Below are 15,554 nucleotides of genomic sequence, written 5' to 3'. Positions count from 1 at the left end.
CATCATCCAAAAGCGGGTGTGGGCAGGCCGTCGGCATTATAAACCGGGCTTTCGGCATCAACGCGATATTTTGCGCTGGTCGAATCTATCAAACCGAAATCGGCGATATGATCCCGCATCCCGGAATAATGGTCCCCCTTGAAATGCCGGGCAAGGGAGTCTTCGTCGGTCCATTCCTCAAACACCAATATGCGGCCCGGCAGGTTGAGATCCGCCGCCCAGCTATAACGCAGACAGCCGTTCTGGGACAGCGCGCCATCAATGTATGGCTGCGCGGTTTTCAGGCAGGCGTCACGCTGCGCCGGTTCCACATCAATATGCGCGGCAATCAGTATTTTTGACATATTTCATATCTTTCTAAAGCTTTTGCCCGCCCATTTGGGACACGAGATTGAATATCCGTTTTGAATAGAACCAATGGCCGTCAATTTTGACAAACTCGTCGTCATAGCGTCCACCGGCAACGCGCGGTTCGCCATTTTCGACCAGTATTTCATGGGTTTGATAGCGACCCGTAGCGGTATCGCCTGTGATGTTCAGGCTGCCCGGTATGCCAAGGAAGCTGACGGAATCAAATTGGCCCATCGCGCCGACCCAAAGCTTTACGATATTCTCGCGGCCTACGACTTCCGTGCCCATCAAAGACCAGACGGCATCCTCTGTCCACAAGCTGCCCCAGTCATCGGGATCGGTGCGCAGCACAGCATCGCAATAGCTGTCGTGTAATTCGCGGATAGCCAGACGGTCTTCTATCGGCCCTGAAAACATAGACGCACTCTCCCATTTTATGGCCGGTTATTCCGGCCCTTATATGGGATGGATTACACGGCAAAAATGCCGGATGTGCAAGCTGCCATAAGTGTTAGCTTGGGCGCTTAATCGCCGCTGATGCGTTCTATATCCGCGCCCACGGCGGCCAGTTTTTCTTCCAGCCGTTCATAGCCTCGATCAAGATGATAGATGCGCTGCAACTGGGTTTCCCCTTCGGCGGCCAGCGCGGCTATCACAAGGCTCATCGAAGCGCGCAGGTCGGTGGCCATGACCGGCGCGCCCGTCAATTTCTTGACGCCGCGGACGACGGCGGTGCGGCCCTTGGTTTCGATATCCGCACCCATGCGGTTAAGCTCTGGAACGTGCATATAGCGGTTTTCAAAAATCGTTTCGGTGAGCACGCTGGCGCCATCGGCCATGCACAGCATCGCCATGAACTGCGCCTGCATGTCGGTGGCCAGCCCCGGATAGGGCGCGGTTTCCAGCGTCAGGGGTTTCAGCTTGCCATCGGATGCGACCCGGATGCCCTTGTTATAAGGCTCGATATGCAGGCCAGCTTGTTTCAATGCGGCCAAAGTGGCTTCCATTTCGTCGGCATTGGCGCTGACCAGATCAACCTCTCCGCCGGTAATTCCCACCGCGCAGGCATAGCTGCCCGCCTCGATCCGGTCGGACATTACCCGGTAGGTGCAGCCGTGCAGACGGGGCACACCGTGGATTCTAAGATCAGACGTTCCGATGCCCTCAATCTCTGCGCCCATCGCGACCAGCATATTGCACAGGTCCACAATCTCCGGCTCGCGCGCTGCGTTTTTCAGGCGGCTGTCGCCATTGGCCAGAACGGCGGCCATCAGGGCGTTTTCGGTGGCACCGACAGAGACGACGGGGAAGGTGAACTCACCGCCCGGAAGACCGCCATCGGGCTGGCGCGCGGTGACATAACCGCTGGTGGTTTCAATCGTTGCGCCCAGTGCTTCAATCGCTTTCAGGTGCAGGTCAATCGGACGGTTGCCAATCGCGCAGCCGCCCGGCAGCGACACCCGACACTCACCCGCACGGGCGAGCAGCGGCCCCAGCACAAGGATAGAAGCGCGCATCTTGCGGACAATGTCATAAGGCGCTTCGGTCGATGTGATCTTGCCCGCTTTCAGCGTCATCACCCGTCCGAAATCTTCGGGCCGTGCGCCCTCGATCGTCGTCGATACGCCAAGCTGGTTGAGCAAATGACCGAAACTGTCCACATCGGCCAGCCGCGGAAGGTTGCGCAGCGTTACCGGCTCGTCAGTCAAAAGCGCACAGGGAAGCAAGGTCAAAGCGCTGTTTTTTGCACCAGAAATCGGAATGGGGCCGGACAGCCGTTTGCCGCCGCGAATTGATATAATATCCATCGCGACGGTTTAGCGAAAATGTGACAGCGCGCAAGTCAGATCACGCAAGGCGGGAGCTGGCGCTGCTATTATCCATGACCCCGATCAATGTTCATGGCCGGGATTGGTCCGTTTCAATTTTCGCATCAAACCGGGCCAGACAAGATTGTCCCCCATGCCGGGCATGAACAGCGGCGATGCCTGCTGGAATACCCGCGCGCCCATCGTTTCCGGCTCTTCGTGCAGTGCGGCCTGGTCGCCCACGGCTTGTGCCAGAATCTGGGTCTTGCAGGCATTTTCCAGCAGATACATCCGCAAGAAAGCCCCGGCGCAATTCTTGCCGATGGTCAGCGTGCCGTGATTGCGCAGAATCAAGAGGTTCTTCTCGCCAATATCGGCGATCAATCGCTCGCGTTCATCAAGATCCAGCGCGATGCCTTCATAATCATGATAGGCAAGGTCATCGTGCACCTGCATCGAAAATTGCGTGTAACGGCGCAGGCCCTCTTTCTGGACAGACACGGCGATGCCATAAGGCGTGTGGACATGGATCACGCAGCCAGCATCTTCGCGGGCGCTATGCACGGCGCTGTGGATGGTAAACCCGGCGGGATTGATGAAATAGGGCGTATCCTGTTTGATATTGCCCTGAATATCGATCTTGATCAGCGAGGATGCGGTCATTTCGTCAAACATCACACCATAAGGGTTGATGAGGAAACGTTCTTCCCCATCCTCGTCCGGCAAGCGCACGGAAATATGGGTGAAGACCAGATCGGTCCACGCATGCATGGCGCACAGCCGGTAGGTCGCGGCCAGATCACAGCGCAATTTCCACTCGGCGTCAGAGACTTTGCCCTCCAGCCGGTCAATCGTTGCCGGGTCGGGATTGGTAAAGCCCGCGGCGCTCTGTGCTGCGCTGCCGGACTCTTTTATTGCGGTGGCCATAAACTTCTCTCCTCAGAATCATTACGTTCCTTTGGTTGCATAGTGGCATAGTTTCGATGGCATGGAACAGGTTTTTGTGTCGGTGTCTTTGCCACCGTGCGGAATCCGGTTCGGTCATTAGAGCCGCAATAGCTCTGTCAACACAGGGGAAATATGGCTAGCATGGCGATTCGTCATCCACTGGAAAGGCCAGTCTATGTCTGAATCTCCGCAGCAAACCGCACCCGGCACGAGCGTTCCCGATTCCATTGTCATAGATACGGACATTATCGAGGATGGCCGCCCCATACAGCTTTGTCTGCGCCCGCTTAGCGTGTCCGATCATGACCGGATAGAGCGCGGCATCATGGGATTGTCCGAACAGTCGCGCTATTTGCGCTTTTTCTCGGGCTTCAAGGCGGCGCCGAAGTCATTGGTGGAGCAATTAACCGCTGTGGACGGGGTGAACCATATCGGCTGGGGCGCGGTCAACCTTGGCATAGAGGGGCAACCCGCAATGGGCGCTGTCCACGCGATCCGCCAAAGCGAGGATGAGACGACAGGCGAATTCGCGATAGCCGTGCTCGATCAATATCATGGCAAGGGCGTGGCGCGGGCACTGGTCGCCGCTTTGTTCCTGAACTGTGTCAGGCGCGGAATGCGGGAGCTGGACATCGCGGTGATGCGCGAAAATACCAAGGGCGCGCATCTGGTTTCCGTGCTCACGGCCAAGTCCACGCATAGCGACGGCCCGGTCGTCTATTCCCGTCTTGATCTGCAAAACGCACTAAACGCCTTGCGCGCGATGGAGAACCCGTATTGGCTGCAAGAGGTGTTTGCCGCCTTTGGCGAATAGGCGCCGCTAACCGGGCTTCACAAATCAGTCGCGCAGCAGGCCCAAAGCCGCATAAGCCTTTTCCAGAGTCGGCTGTGCCAGATTGCGTGCACGTTCCCCGCCATCGCGTAAAATCTCGTCAATCGCGCCTGTATCCTGGCGCAATGCCTCGTAACGGTCCCGGATGGGGGAGAGATGCGCCACGGCCAGCTCGGCCAGCTCCGGTTTGAAGCTGCCAAAGCCCTGTCCGGCATATTGGTCGAGCACGGATTGCACCGAGCGGTCTTCCAGCGTGGCATAGATACCGACCAGATTGGTGGCCTCTGCCCGGCCCTCCAGCTCTGCGACCGTGGCGGGCAAAGGCTCTGCATCGGTGCGGGCCTTCTGTATTTTCTTGGCGATAGTGTCATTATCATCGGTCATGTTGATGCGGCTGAGATCCGACGGGTCGGATTTCGACATTTTCGCCGTGCCATCGCGCAGAGACATGATCCGCGCGGCGGTTTCGCCAAAATATGCTTCGGGCTGGGTAAAAACCTCGCTCCCCGTGTCATTGTTAAACTTGGCAGCAACATCGCGGGCCAGTTCCAGATGCTGTCTCTGATCCTCACCCACCGGCACATGGGTCGCCTGATAGATAAGCACATCCGCCGCTTGCAGCACCGGATAGGCAAGCAGCCCCAGTGACGAGCGCTGCTTGTGTTTGCCGGATTTCTCCTTGAACTGGGTCATCCGGTCGAGCCACCCCATCGGCGTGTTGCAGATCAGCAGCCATGCCAGCTCGGCATGAGCGGGCACGCGGGCCTGGTTGAACAGGATGGATTTCTGCGTGTCCACACCCGCAGCGACAAGGGCGGCAACCATGTTCCGGCAATTGGCAGACAATTCACCCGGATCATTGTGCACAGTGATGGCGTGCAGATCGGCCAGAAAGAACAGGCATTCCGATTCCTGCTGCAACTTCACCCAGTTCTTTATCGCGCCCAGATAATTGCCAAGGTGGAGATTACCCGTCGGCTGGATGCCGGAAACAATACGCATGTTTTACTGTCCTTCTTGTGCCGCCTGTTCGGCCGCTTTCTTCTTTGTCAGCATGGCGATTTTGTCGCGGTCTATCGCGCCCGTCAGCCATGCCAGCACCGCATACACAAAACCGCCAGCACAGACCAGAGCGGTAATCGAGCCTATCCGCTGCCAGATGCTGCCGTCATAAAATCCTTCGCCCAAAGGTGCGCCGTAAACCAGCACCACCGCCATGCCAGCCGCTGAAACGGTGATGCGGCCCATACGCAGCAGCAGCGATAATTCCAGATGAAAATGCCCGCGCCGGTGGAGCATGAAATAAAGCATGGCGCAATTGGACCAGGCCGCCATCGCGCCTGCAAAGGCAAGGCCGGTTATGCCGTAAATCGGGATCAGCAAGATGTTGAGGATGATATTGATGATAAGCGATATACCCGCCGTATAAACGGGCGTTTTGGTGTCCTTGCGCGCGAAAAATCCGGGGATCAGGACCTTGACCAGAACATAAGCGGGCAGGCCGATGACAAGCGCGCTTACCACGCCTGCTGTTGCCGCTCCGTCACGGGCATGAAAATTACCGCCCACATAAAAAGATGTCACCAGCGGCCCGGAGGCAAAAAACAGGGCCATGGCCGCAGGGATAGTCAGCAGCATCGCCAGTTCGATGGCATTGCTTTGCAAGCGCTGTGCGCCGCCCTGGTCGTCCTTGGCAATGAAGCGGGAGAGCGCGGGCAGGATCGCGGTGCCCAAAGCGATGCCGATAATCCCCAGCGGTAACTGGTTCAGCCGGTCGCCCATGGCGAGGTAAACAAAGCTGCCCTCTGGCAGGCGGCCGAGGAAGAACAGGTCGATGAAACGGCTGATCTGGTAAATGCCTGCCCCGAAAACCGCGGGCAGAATCAGGATACCAAGTTCTTTCACATCGGGCGTGAATTTCGGCTTTTTGATCGCGAAAGCGAAGCCAGCCTTGCGCGCCCAAAAATAAAGCCACAGCATTTGCAGCACACCCGATATGGATACGGCAAAGGCAATATAATAGGCCGTCCGCTGCGGATCTGCGCCGCCGTCAATCCCCAGCACGATCAAAAGAGCGGTGATCATACAGATATTCAGCATGATCGGCGCGGCGGCAGCGGCGGCAAAGCGGCTGACGCTGTTCAGGATCGCCGCAAATAATGTCGCCGCGCTGATCAGGCCGAGATAGGGAAAGGTAATCCGCGCCAGACTGATCGAAAAATCGCTTGTCCGGCCCCCTTCGCCAAAATCATCGATGAACCAGACGATCCACGGCATCGCAAGCATCATGACAGCCGTGAACACCAGCAGGATCGGCACAAACACGGACAGCACATCAATGGCAAAATTCTGCGCCGCGCTCCGCCCTTCGTCCTCTTCCAGCTTGCGATTGAAAAGCGGGACGAAGGCGGCTGAAAACGCGCCCTCGGCAAAGAGCCGGCGGAATATATTGGGAAGCTGGAACGCCAGTTGCCATGCGTCCGCCGCCGCGCCCGCGCCCAGCACACGTGCCAGCATGATGTCACGGACAAAACCGAATATGCGGCTGACCAGAGTCAGGCCCGCAATAGTGCCGGTGGATTTCAGCAGGTTCATGCCTGCCTCGGACGAGTTAAATTAAGATCGCTTGCGCTATCCCCGCATGATGCCCCGCGCGCGCCTGATCTATCAAACGGCGCTTCGGGACAACGCGCGGGCTGGCTTGCCACGAATGGCGGCTCAGGCGTTTCCAACCGGCTGTTCTGCGGCACTTGCGGCCTGCTGCTCGCGTTGCTGGATATAGAGCGCGGTGAAATCGATCGGCTCCAGCAACAATGGCTGGAAACCGGCATCACGAACCGCGTCGGAAATGATCGCACGGGCAAAGGGGAATAAGATGCGCGGCGCTTCCGCAAACAGGAACGGATGGGCCTGTTCATCGTTGACGTTACGCATGCCAATCAGGCCGCAATAGAGCAGCTCGACCTGAAACGCGACGCCCTGGTCCGCCTTGGCCACCACGTTGATTTTCAGTTCAACCTCGTGCACTTCGTCGGAAACGGGGCTGGAGCCGATGTTGAATTGCACGTCGATCTGTGGCTGGGATTCCCACTGGTAAACATCGGGGGCATTCGGGTTTTCGACCGACAAATCTTTCACATATTGCGAAATGATACCAATTTGCGGTTGGTTATCCGCGCCATTTGCTGCCGGATCGGGAGTTGTGACATTACCGTTTTCATCAACCATTTGGCTCGTCCTTTCGGAAAATTATACCTGTTCATAAGTCAGGGTAGATGCCACAATCGTTGCAGCCCCCGTTTGCAGCGCGACTAGCAGGGGATGGGGGGCAGGGCAATGGTCTTTCCGCTTGCCTGAGCCAGCTTTAGCGTGGCTGGGGAGAGGGCTTGGCCACACTATACCGGCATATATCAGGCCGAATATCAGACAGGTGCGCGATAAAGCCTGACCCAGATACCGAAAGCCATTTGAAACTGGCGTGTTTCCTCCCTATGTATGAGAGAATTGAGATATTGGAGATATCGTGACTATCGAAATTGTATTACTAGCGATGGTAGCGGCTTTTTTGGGCCTTCGCCTTTATTCCGTGCTCGGAAAACGCACCGGCCACGAACAAGAGCATATGCCCCGAAATGCCGAGAATAGCTTGGATAAGCGCCCCCGTGACCATACGGGACGGGATGATAGCCGGGACCATATCGTTCCCGACATCGCCCCTGTGTCATCCGTTCCCGTGCAACAGCCGGCAATGGTTTATGATGCCGCTGCCGAATCGGGCATGCGCGCGATTATCAATGCCGACCGCAATTTCGATGTGGGCCGATTCGTGGAAGGCGCAAAAGCCGCCTATGGCATGATATTGGAAGCATTCTGGACCGGCGATCGCGAACAGTTGAAAGAATTGTGCGACGATGATGTCTATGACAGCTTTGTCGCGGCCATTGATGCGCGCGAGAAAAATGGCGAAATGCTGGAAAACCGCCTCGTCCGGATAGAGGAAGCGCGGATTGTCGACGCCAGTTATGACCGCCGGATCGGCCGGATCACCATGCGCTTCGATGCGGATATCGTGGCCGTGGTAAAGGACAAGGATGGCCTGCTTATCGGTGGCTCGCTCACCGATGCGTTGGAAACGCATGATATCTGGACCTTCGTGCGTGACCTTTCCAGCTCCAACCCGAACTGGATCCTTGACGAGACTGACGAAGTGTAAGCCGCACGGTGTGGCGCGGCTCTGCAATAACGAAAACAGGAACGAAAACCGCAGGGCTATTGGGTGCCCTGCTGTTGCTGGGTGCGTGCGCTGTATCGGTTGATCCGGTTGAAACTGCTGGCAGCCGCTCTCCTGATGCACCGGCGGAAACCCCGTCTGAAACCCCGGCAGGACCACTACGCGCAGTAGAGGCAGGCATAGCGCCCGGCCCCGATATCGCGTCGCTCGCTATAGATGGTGTCAAGGCAACCGCCGGGCTGCAATCCTTTCGCACCAGTTGTCCGTCGCTCGTCCGCCGCACCGATAATAGCGGCCTTACCCAGGGCGCTGATTGGGCGGCAGCCTGTGACGCGGCGCAAAGCTGGCCGGACAATGATGCGCGGCGATTCTTTGAAAGCCATTTTGAATCGGTGCGGATCGGCGATGGCAAAGCCTTTGCCACCGGCTATTTCGAACCCCAGATCAACGGCTCACGCACCCGCACGGCGGAAGCACAGGTTCCCGTTTACCGGCGGCCACCCGATCTGGTCGACGTGGATCTCGGCCAGTTTTCTGACGAGCTTAAGGACAAAAAGATTCGCGGCAAGGTCGAGGGCAAAAATCTGGTCCCGTTTGAAGATCGGGCCCAAATTGACGAGGGCGCATTGCAGGGCAAGGGGCTGGAGCTGGCCTGGGCGTCCGATTATATCGATTTCTTCTTTCTTCAGATTCAGGGCAGCGGCCGGATTGCCATGCCCGATGGTTCGGTTATGCGGATCGGCTATGACGGGCAAAATGGCCGCGATTATACCGCCATCGGCCGGGTGATGCGCGAACGCGGCCTGCTCGAAAAGGGCAAGGCCAATATGCAAGGCATTAACGAATGGCTGCGCGCCAACCCCGAAGAGGGGCAAAAAATCATGCGCGAAAATGAAAGCTATATCTTCTTTCGCGAACTCACCGGCCCCGGCCCGATAGGTGCCATGGGCCACCCGGTTGTGGGCCGTACATCGGTGGCGGTGGACCGTAATTTTGTGCCGCTTGGCGCGCCGGTCTTCCTCGACATGGAGCATGATATTGCCGACGGCCTTTGGATCGCGCAGGACACGGGCGGCGCGATAAAGGGTGCAAACCGTTTCGATACATTCTGGGGCGCGGGGGAAGAGGCGGCGCAGATTGCGGGCGGCATGTCATCCAACGGACAGGCGCTGCTCTTCCTGCCCAAAGGCACAGCCGCCAGATTGACCGCATCTGCCCCGAAATGACCGGCCAGACAATGAACGAGTGCTTATATGGCTGATCGCCCTCTTACCGCCGGTGAAAAGGCACTGTGGCAAAAGGTTATCGAGACGGTAAAACCGCTCGACCAGGCCCGTGTGAGCCGGGTGAAAGCCTTACCCGTGGCGAAAAAGCTGCCAGAGGTTCGCGGGCCAATCACGGCGGAAAGTTTCGGCGGAGCATCGGCCAAGGCCATTCCGCTTCATCAGCAAAGCGCTATTTCGGAAAAGGCCGGACTTGATGGTCATTGGGACCGCCGCCTGAACAAGGGCGTGGTGCAACCGGATGTGACGATTGACCTGCATGGCTATACATTGACATCGGCGCACGGGCGGCTGGATAGCGCGCTGGAACTCAGCATTGCCGCTGGCCACCGCGCGATCCTGCTCATCACCGGCAAGGCACGGAGCGATGACGAGCGGCGGCGCGAAGGGGGCCGGGGTGCGATACGGGCCGCGATTTCCGATTGGCTCGCGGCGTCACGCCATGCCCCCTATATAGCGGCAGTCCGGCGCGCCCATCCCCGTCATGGCGGAGCCGGTGCGCTTTATATCATCCTGCGTCGTCGGCGGTGATAAGGGGGAAACTACCCAAGCGCCTTGCGTAATATCCTGGCGTAAATGTCCGAAAGCTGATCGAGGTCGGCAATGGCAACAGCCTCGTCCAGCTTGTGCATGGTGGCATTGCACAGGCCGAATTCCACCACCGGCATGATTCTCGACAGGAAGCGCGCATCGGATGTTCCGCCTGTGGTCGATAATTCCGGCGCGATGCCTGTCACCTGCGTAATCGCTTCGACAACCATTTCCGACAATTCGCCCGGCGGAGTCAAAAACGGCTCACCGGAAATAATCGGGGTCAGTTCCCCGCCGTTACGCTCGACAATTTCGCGCACCATATCGCTCAGGCTATCGCCGCTATGCTGGTCGTTAAACCGGATGGACAAGCGACCTTCCGCCTTGGCCGGGATGACATTATGGGCGGGGTTGCCGACATGGATGTCGGTAAATTCGATATTGCTGGGCTGAAACCAGTCGGTGCCCTGATCCAGCTCTACCGCGTCAATTTCGCTTAAAATCTTGCCCAGTTTCGTGATCGGATTATCGGCAAGGTGGGGATAGGCGACATGCCCCTGTGTGCCGCGGACGGTGATCCACATATTGACCGAGCCGCGCCGCCCGATTTTCATCATATCGCCCAGCCGGTTGACCGAGGTGGGTTCGCCGACAAGGCACAGGTCCGGCGTAATCCCGCGCTCTTTCATCAACTCCATTATTGCGACCGTGCCAAAGCGGGCCGGGCCTTCCTCATCGCCGGTGATGATAAGGCTGATCGTGCCCAGATCATCGGGCAGAGTATGAAGCGCGCTGACAAAGGCGGCAATGCTGCCCTTCATGTCCACCGCGCCGCGCCCGTAAAGCAGATCGCCTTTGACTTCCGGCGCGAATGGATCGCTGGCCCAGCCTTCACCCGGCGGAACAACGTCCAGATGCCCGGCAAAGGCAAAATGGCGCGCACCCGGTTTCCCTTTCCGGATGGCGAAAAGATTTTCGACTGCGCCGCCGCTTCCCCTATCTTCCGGCCCCTGATCCTCCGGCCTGTCGCCGGCGATAAAGCGTGTCACTTCAAAACCCAGCGGTTCCAGCATGGCCGCCATCACGTCAAAAACGGAGCCGGTTGCAGGCGTGATACTGGGACAGGCGATCAGCTCTTTGGCCAGATCAAGGGTGGATTTTTTGGTCATCATTATACTCGTCACGCTGCAATTATGTACGCACCTTCACTCCGTAAAGGGCTGCTCCAGCCGCTCGATCACCCATGGTTCTTCCTGGGCGGATTCCATCCACTGGACCATCCAGTCATGTTGCAGCATGGTTTCCATATAGGCCGCGGCAAAGCCGGGGACGTGCAGACCATAAGTCTGGAAGCGGGATATGACGGGCGCATACATGATATCGACAGCGCCAAAAGTGCCGAACAGGAACGGCCCTCCGTTGCCAAAGCGCGCGCGTGCCTGTGCCCATAGCTGCACGATCCGGGCGGCGTCGTGCAGAGTTTCGGGCGTGAATTGCAGGCCTTCATACCGCTTGCGGGTGTTCATTGGGCATTGTTTGCGCAGCGCCATAAATCCGCTGTGCATTTCGGCCGCCATCGACCGGGCCATGCCGCGCGCGGTTTCATCCTTGGGCCAGAAACGGTCGCGGTGGGTTTTGTCGGCAAGCCAGTCGATAATGGCCAGGCTGTCCCAGATCACGCTCTCGCCGTCCCACAGGATCGGAACCTTGCCGCCGGAGGGGGCAAAATTTTCACCCAGCCGGATATCGTCCCAATCTTCTCCATAGAGTGGAACAGTGAGTTCTTCGAACGAGAGGCCGGATTGTTTGCAGGCAAGCCAGCCGCGCATCGACCAGCTGGAATAGGCTTTGTTTCCGATTATCAGTTTCATGTTCGGCCTTTTGTTATTTTAACATTCCGGATAGCGCGTGGAATCAGAAGATTCCAGCCTTTGCCGGATTGGCGATAAAAGGCAAGAGAGCGCGGTTAAATCTGCACCGCTTCCAGCACCGCGAGGCGCAGTTCGTCAATTCCCTGTTTCTTCTCGGACGATGTGATGATGAGATCGGGGTGCGCCGCCGGATGTTTTTTTGAGGCCGCGAGGACTTTTTCCATGGTCGCTTCCAGTTCGCTGGCCTTTACCTTGTCGGCCTTTGTCATGACGATGCGATAGCTGACGCCCGCCTTGTCCAGCATGGTCAACACTTCCTCATCGGTATCCTTTATACCGTGACGGCTGTCGATCAGAACGAATGTGCGCTTTAATACTTGCCGTCCGCGCAAATAATCATTGACCAGATAGCGCCATTTCTGAACGGTTTTAACCGGGGCCTTGGCAAAGCCGTAGCCGGGCATATCGCAAATCCGGAAAATCGGTCGACTATTGGTCGTGTCGCCGACATCAAAGAAATTCAGCTCCTGTGTCCGCCCCGGCGTATTGGATGTCCGCGCCAGTCCGTTGCGCCCGGTCAGCGCATTGATGAGCGAGGACTTCCCGACATTGGAACGGCCCGCAAAGGCAATTTCCGGCACAGTCGGTTCCGGAAGGAATTGAAGCTGGGGCGCGGATTTCAGGAAAGAAATCGGGCCTGAGAATATTTTAGGGTGCAGTGGTGTCATAATATGGATCCGTATATTCAGCAGCTAAGGCAGCATACACTCTGGAGAGCCAAGCCGTTAGCCCTGAACTTGCCTTGGGTCTTGCCCCGTTAGTGGAGAGCCTGTCGAACCACGTCTATCGGACGAGAAACGTCCCTCGACAAGCTCAGGACTAACGGCAGGACCTGTCTAGCCGTGCCGTTAATCCCGTCCCTAATTCGCTTTCGCCGCCTTTTCTTCTTCCGCCTTTTTGGCTTTTTCCTCGGCATCCTTGGCCATTTGTTCCTTCAGCTGCGGATGGCGGGAATAGAGCCACTTTTGCTGGATAATGGTCAGGACGTTGGACACGGTCCAATAGAGCTGCAGACCGGCGGCAAACGGCGCCATGATGAACACCAGTACCCACGGCATCAGGCCGAAAATCTGTTGCTGCATCGGGTCCATCTGCTGCGGGTTCAGCTTGAACTGGAAGTGCATCGTAATACCCATCAGGATTGGCAATATACCAACCGCAAGGAAGCTGGGCGGATCAAACGGAAGCAATCCGAACAGGTTGACCGGGGTCAGCGGGTCCGGTGCAGACAGATCCTGGATCCACAACATAAACGGCTGGTGCCGCATTTCGATCGACAGCATCAACACTTTATACAGCGCAAAGAAAATCGGGATTTGCAGGAAGATCGGCAAACAACCGGCGAGCGGATTGACCTTCTCGTCCTTGTACAGCTTCATGATTTCCTGCTGCTGCTTTTGCTTGTCGTCTTTATATTTTTCCTGGATCTTCTTCATTTTCGGCTGCACAGCGCGCATTTGTGCCATGGAGGCAAATTGCTTCTGTGCAATCGGGAACATGATGCCGCGCACGACAAAGGTCATCAGGATGATCGCGACGCCGAAATTGCCGACAAGCTGGAACAGCCAGTTGAGCAGATAGAATAAAGGCTTTTCAAACCAGTAGAACCAGCCCCAGTCGATCGCACGGTCGAGCAGGGTGATATCATATTGTTCTTTGTAAGTGTCGAGCAGCGCCGTTTCCTTGGCACCGGCGAACAGGCGCGTGGTGGTTTTCAGTACTTTACCGGGAGCGATGACCTGCGCGCTATCGCGGGCAAATTCTGCCTGGAAAACGTCGTTCGAACCGCTGCGGAACTTGCCGACAACCTTGGGGTTGTTCACCGGAATGATCGCGCCGAGCCAATATTTGTCACTGAAGCCAAGCCAGCTGACATCCTTGTCAAAGCTGTTTGTTCCGGCGGATGCCGAGGTTCCGAACATGTTGGTAAAAAATCCGGGGTCTTCACCGGCAAGATTTTCATAATCGACATCATAATTGGCCGCGCCGTCGAAAACGCCGACCGGACCGATATGGATGGTCCAGCTGCTCGCCTCTCCTGCGGGCACGTTGCTGAGGTCGCGCGTGCGGTTGATAAGGCTATAGGGTTTCAGCGCAATGGCATTTTCGCCGCGGTTGGTAACGCTTTGCTCCGCGGTAATCAGGTAGTTTTCGTCAATCGACAAGGTGATCGCAAAAGTCTGCCCGCTGTCGTTGGACCAGTTGAGCGTGACCGGGCTTTGCGGGGTCAGCTTGGCCTTGTCGGCTGTCCATACGGTCTGGTCATCCGGCAATGCAACGCCGTCACCCGCCCAGCCAAAGCGGCTGAAATAGGCATTTTTCGTACCGGACGGAGCGAACAGGCGCACAGGCGGGCTGTCCTTTTCCAATCCTGTGCGGTGATCGGTCAGCGTCAGGTCGTCGATCCGCGCGCCTTTCAGGTTGATCGTTCCGTTGAGGCGGGGCGTTTCAATCGGCACACGCGGGGTTTCGGCCAGAACGACCGGCAGCGTGCGGACGGTGCCAGCGGCGCGATCGGCGCCAAACGCGGCAGACCCCGGCGTCATGGATGCAGCAGGGCCGGACCCATCGGCAGCAGCGCCATTTGCCAGCGGTGCCTCAGCCTGGTCGGAAGTTTTTGCCTGCTCGACCGCCTCATTCTTGTTCGCCATGTCAGGAAAAAATGTTTCCATCAGGACAGGCCAGCCAAACAGGATGATGCCGGTCAGCAAAACCGCCATGATAATATTACGCTTGTCGTCCACTGTAATTCCTAAATTCTGGCTTAAAAATCGTTTCTACACCCACATAAGCGGGCCAAGTAAGCAGGCGTCTGATTCGGTCAAGGAACCGGATCGTAACCAGAGCCCCCCCACGGATGACAGCGCAATAGCCGTTTCGTGCCAAGCCAGCTACCCCTAATCACACCGTATTTTTCGATCGCCTCGATCGCATAGGCGGAACAGCTTGGGCTGTAACGGCAGCTGGGCGGCAAAATACGCGAAGGCCCCCATTGCCAGCAGCGCACAAAGAATATGAAAACCGCTTTGAACATGGGCTTCAGAGCTTTTTCGCCAGATGTCTCAGTGCTTTTTCAAGTTCCGCTTTCATCGCAGAAAAATCCCGTTCCTTGTTCTCTTTGCGGCCAATCATGATGTGGTCCGCGCCGGTTATACCATATTGCGGAAGCATTTCGGCAAGCAAGGCGCGAAACCGGCGCTTCATGCGGTTGCGGGTCACGGCATTGCCGATTTTCTTGGTGACAGTGATGCCATATCGAATGGTGTCGGAGGGGACGGGGTGTTCCGCGCGGCGTTTATGGGCGAGCAGAATGAAACCCGGCGTCACGAATCGCTTGCCCCGATTCGCGGCCAGAAAGTCCGGGCGCTTGCGAATCACTTCGATAGGGGGAGGCCGGGTAGCCGTAACCGGACGCGTATATTCAGCGTCAGGGCGAAGATTTGCATTTTCCGTCACCATCCACCTTTTGGAAAAGGCCGGGTGAGCGGATTATCTATATTAGGCAGAGAGCTTGTTGCGGCCACGCGCACGGCGGGCAGCCAAGACTTTGCGGCCTCCGACCGTTGCTTTGCGGGCGCGGAAACCATGGCGCCGTTTACGGACCAGGCGGCTCGGTTGAAATGTGCGCTTCATCGCGTT

General features: G+C 57.3%; 18 protein-coding genes. 4 read left to right on the top strand and 14 right to left on the bottom strand.

Annotated features, from left to right (window positions below):
* Positions 1 to 2 precede the first annotated feature (2 nt).
* From VIN76_RS06985 to VIN76_RS06970, 4 genes are all read right to left on the bottom strand, one after another.
* The gene (locus tag VIN76_RS06985; protein ID WP_332041113.1) at positions 3 to 344 is read right to left on the bottom strand and encodes a putative quinol monooxygenase; all 342 of its coding nucleotides are present in this window, start codon (positions 342 to 344) and stop codon (positions 3 to 5) included.
* 13 nt (positions 345 to 357) lie between these two features.
* Positions 358 to 768 carry a nuclear transport factor 2 family protein gene (locus VIN76_RS06980; RefSeq protein WP_332041112.1) on the bottom strand — a complete coding sequence of 137 codons (411 nt, stop codon included), beginning with the start codon at positions 766 to 768 and terminating at the stop codon, positions 358 to 360.
* A gap of 107 nt (positions 769 to 875) precedes the next feature.
* Entirely contained in the window at positions 876 to 2,159 is a 1,284-nt protein-coding gene (murA, locus tag VIN76_RS06975; RefSeq protein ID WP_332041111.1) for a UDP-N-acetylglucosamine 1-carboxyvinyltransferase, read from the bottom strand.
* 84 nt (positions 2,160 to 2,243) lie between these two features.
* Positions 2,244 to 3,086, bottom strand: a complete 843-nt coding sequence (locus VIN76_RS06970; protein WP_332041110.1) for a class II aldolase/adducin family protein — start codon at positions 3,084 to 3,086, stop codon at positions 2,244 to 2,246.
* A gap of 196 nt (positions 3,087 to 3,282) precedes the next feature.
* On the opposite strand from VIN76_RS06970, the gene VIN76_RS06965 reads away from it, so the two are divergent.
* Positions 3,283 to 3,921, top strand: coding sequence for a GNAT family N-acetyltransferase (locus VIN76_RS06965; RefSeq protein ID WP_332041109.1), 639 nt, complete (start codon positions 3,283 to 3,285; stop codon positions 3,919 to 3,921).
* Between the two features lie 24 nt (positions 3,922 to 3,945).
* On the opposite strand, the gene trpS is transcribed toward VIN76_RS06965, so the two are convergent.
* The 3 genes from trpS to secB all read right to left on the bottom strand — a co-directional run bounded on the left by trpS (position 3,946) and on the right by secB (position 7,167).
* Entirely contained in the window at positions 3,946 to 4,941 is a 996-nt protein-coding gene (trpS, locus tag VIN76_RS06960; protein ID WP_332041108.1) for a tryptophan--tRNA ligase, read from the bottom strand.
* 3 nt (positions 4,942 to 4,944) lie between these two features.
* A complete protein-coding gene (murJ, locus tag VIN76_RS06955) occupies positions 4,945 to 6,534 on the bottom strand; it encodes a murein biosynthesis integral membrane protein MurJ (protein WP_332041107.1) in 1,590 nt (529 codons plus the stop codon).
* Between the two features lie 123 nt (positions 6,535 to 6,657).
* Complete coding sequence (gene secB / locus VIN76_RS06950; protein WP_332041106.1) at positions 6,658 to 7,167, bottom strand: protein-export chaperone SecB; 510 nt, start codon at positions 7,165 to 7,167, stop codon at positions 6,658 to 6,660.
* A gap of 295 nt (positions 7,168 to 7,462) precedes the next feature.
* Here secB and VIN76_RS06945 point away from each other — a divergent pair, with 295 nt between their 5' ends.
* From VIN76_RS06945 to VIN76_RS06935, 3 genes are read left to right on the top strand one after another with little or no spacing between them, the layout of a single operon-like run.
* Positions 7,463 to 8,152: a Tim44/TimA family putative adaptor protein gene (locus VIN76_RS06945; RefSeq protein WP_332041105.1), complete on the top strand. Its 690-nt coding sequence runs from the start codon at positions 7,463 to 7,465 to the stop codon at positions 8,150 to 8,152.
* 59 nt (positions 8,153 to 8,211) lie between these two features.
* On the top strand, positions 8,212 to 9,396 hold the full coding sequence (locus VIN76_RS06940; RefSeq protein WP_332041104.1) for a murein transglycosylase A: 1,185 nt from the start codon (positions 8,212 to 8,214) through the stop codon (positions 9,394 to 9,396).
* A gap of 27 nt (positions 9,397 to 9,423) precedes the next feature.
* Positions 9,424 to 9,984 (top strand): Smr/MutS family protein, encoded by a 561-nt coding sequence (locus tag VIN76_RS06935; protein WP_332041103.1) that lies wholly within the window; start codon positions 9,424 to 9,426, stop codon positions 9,982 to 9,984.
* 11 nt (positions 9,985 to 9,995) lie between these two features.
* On the opposite strand, the gene dapE is transcribed toward VIN76_RS06935, so the two are convergent.
* From dapE to rpmH, 7 genes are all read right to left on the bottom strand, one after another.
* A complete protein-coding gene (gene dapE, locus VIN76_RS06930; protein WP_414696300.1) occupies positions 9,996 to 11,156 on the bottom strand; it encodes a succinyl-diaminopimelate desuccinylase in 1,161 nt (386 codons plus the stop codon).
* Positions 11,157 to 11,189: 33 nt separating this feature from the next.
* Positions 11,190 to 11,855 carry a glutathione S-transferase family protein gene (locus VIN76_RS06925; RefSeq protein WP_332041102.1) on the bottom strand — a complete coding sequence of 222 codons (666 nt, stop codon included), beginning with the start codon at positions 11,853 to 11,855 and terminating at the stop codon, positions 11,190 to 11,192.
* A gap of 95 nt (positions 11,856 to 11,950) precedes the next feature.
* Positions 11,951 to 12,583: a ribosome biogenesis GTP-binding protein YihA/YsxC gene (yihA, locus tag VIN76_RS06920; protein ID WP_332041101.1), complete on the bottom strand. Its 633-nt coding sequence runs from the start codon at positions 12,581 to 12,583 to the stop codon at positions 11,951 to 11,953.
* Positions 12,584 to 12,775: 192 nt separating this feature from the next.
* Positions 12,776 to 14,659 (bottom strand): membrane protein insertase YidC, encoded by a 1,884-nt coding sequence (gene yidC / locus VIN76_RS06915; RefSeq protein ID WP_332041100.1) that lies wholly within the window; start codon positions 14,657 to 14,659, stop codon positions 12,776 to 12,778.
* Positions 14,660 to 14,736: 77 nt separating this feature from the next.
* The gene (yidD, locus tag VIN76_RS06910) at positions 14,737 to 14,949 is read right to left on the bottom strand and encodes a membrane protein insertion efficiency factor YidD (RefSeq protein WP_332041099.1); all 213 of its coding nucleotides are present in this window, start codon (positions 14,947 to 14,949) and stop codon (positions 14,737 to 14,739) included.
* A 5-nt stretch (positions 14,950 to 14,954) separates the two neighbouring features.
* Positions 14,955 to 15,374, bottom strand: a complete 420-nt coding sequence (rnpA, locus tag VIN76_RS06905) for a ribonuclease P protein component (protein ID WP_332041098.1) — start codon at positions 15,372 to 15,374, stop codon at positions 14,955 to 14,957.
* Positions 15,375 to 15,413: 39 nt separating this feature from the next.
* The gene (rpmH, locus tag VIN76_RS06900) at positions 15,414 to 15,548 is read right to left on the bottom strand and encodes a 50S ribosomal protein L34 (RefSeq protein WP_332041160.1); all 135 of its coding nucleotides are present in this window, start codon (positions 15,546 to 15,548) and stop codon (positions 15,414 to 15,416) included.
* Positions 15,549 to 15,554 lie beyond the last annotated feature (6 nt).

This window comes from Parasphingorhabdus sp. (assembly GCF_036568145.1).
GTDB lineage: Bacteria > Pseudomonadota > Alphaproteobacteria > Sphingomonadales > Sphingomonadaceae > Parasphingorhabdus.
The sequence above is the reverse complement of the archived record's forward strand: the minus strand, read 5'-3'. Positions and strand labels throughout refer to the sequence as shown.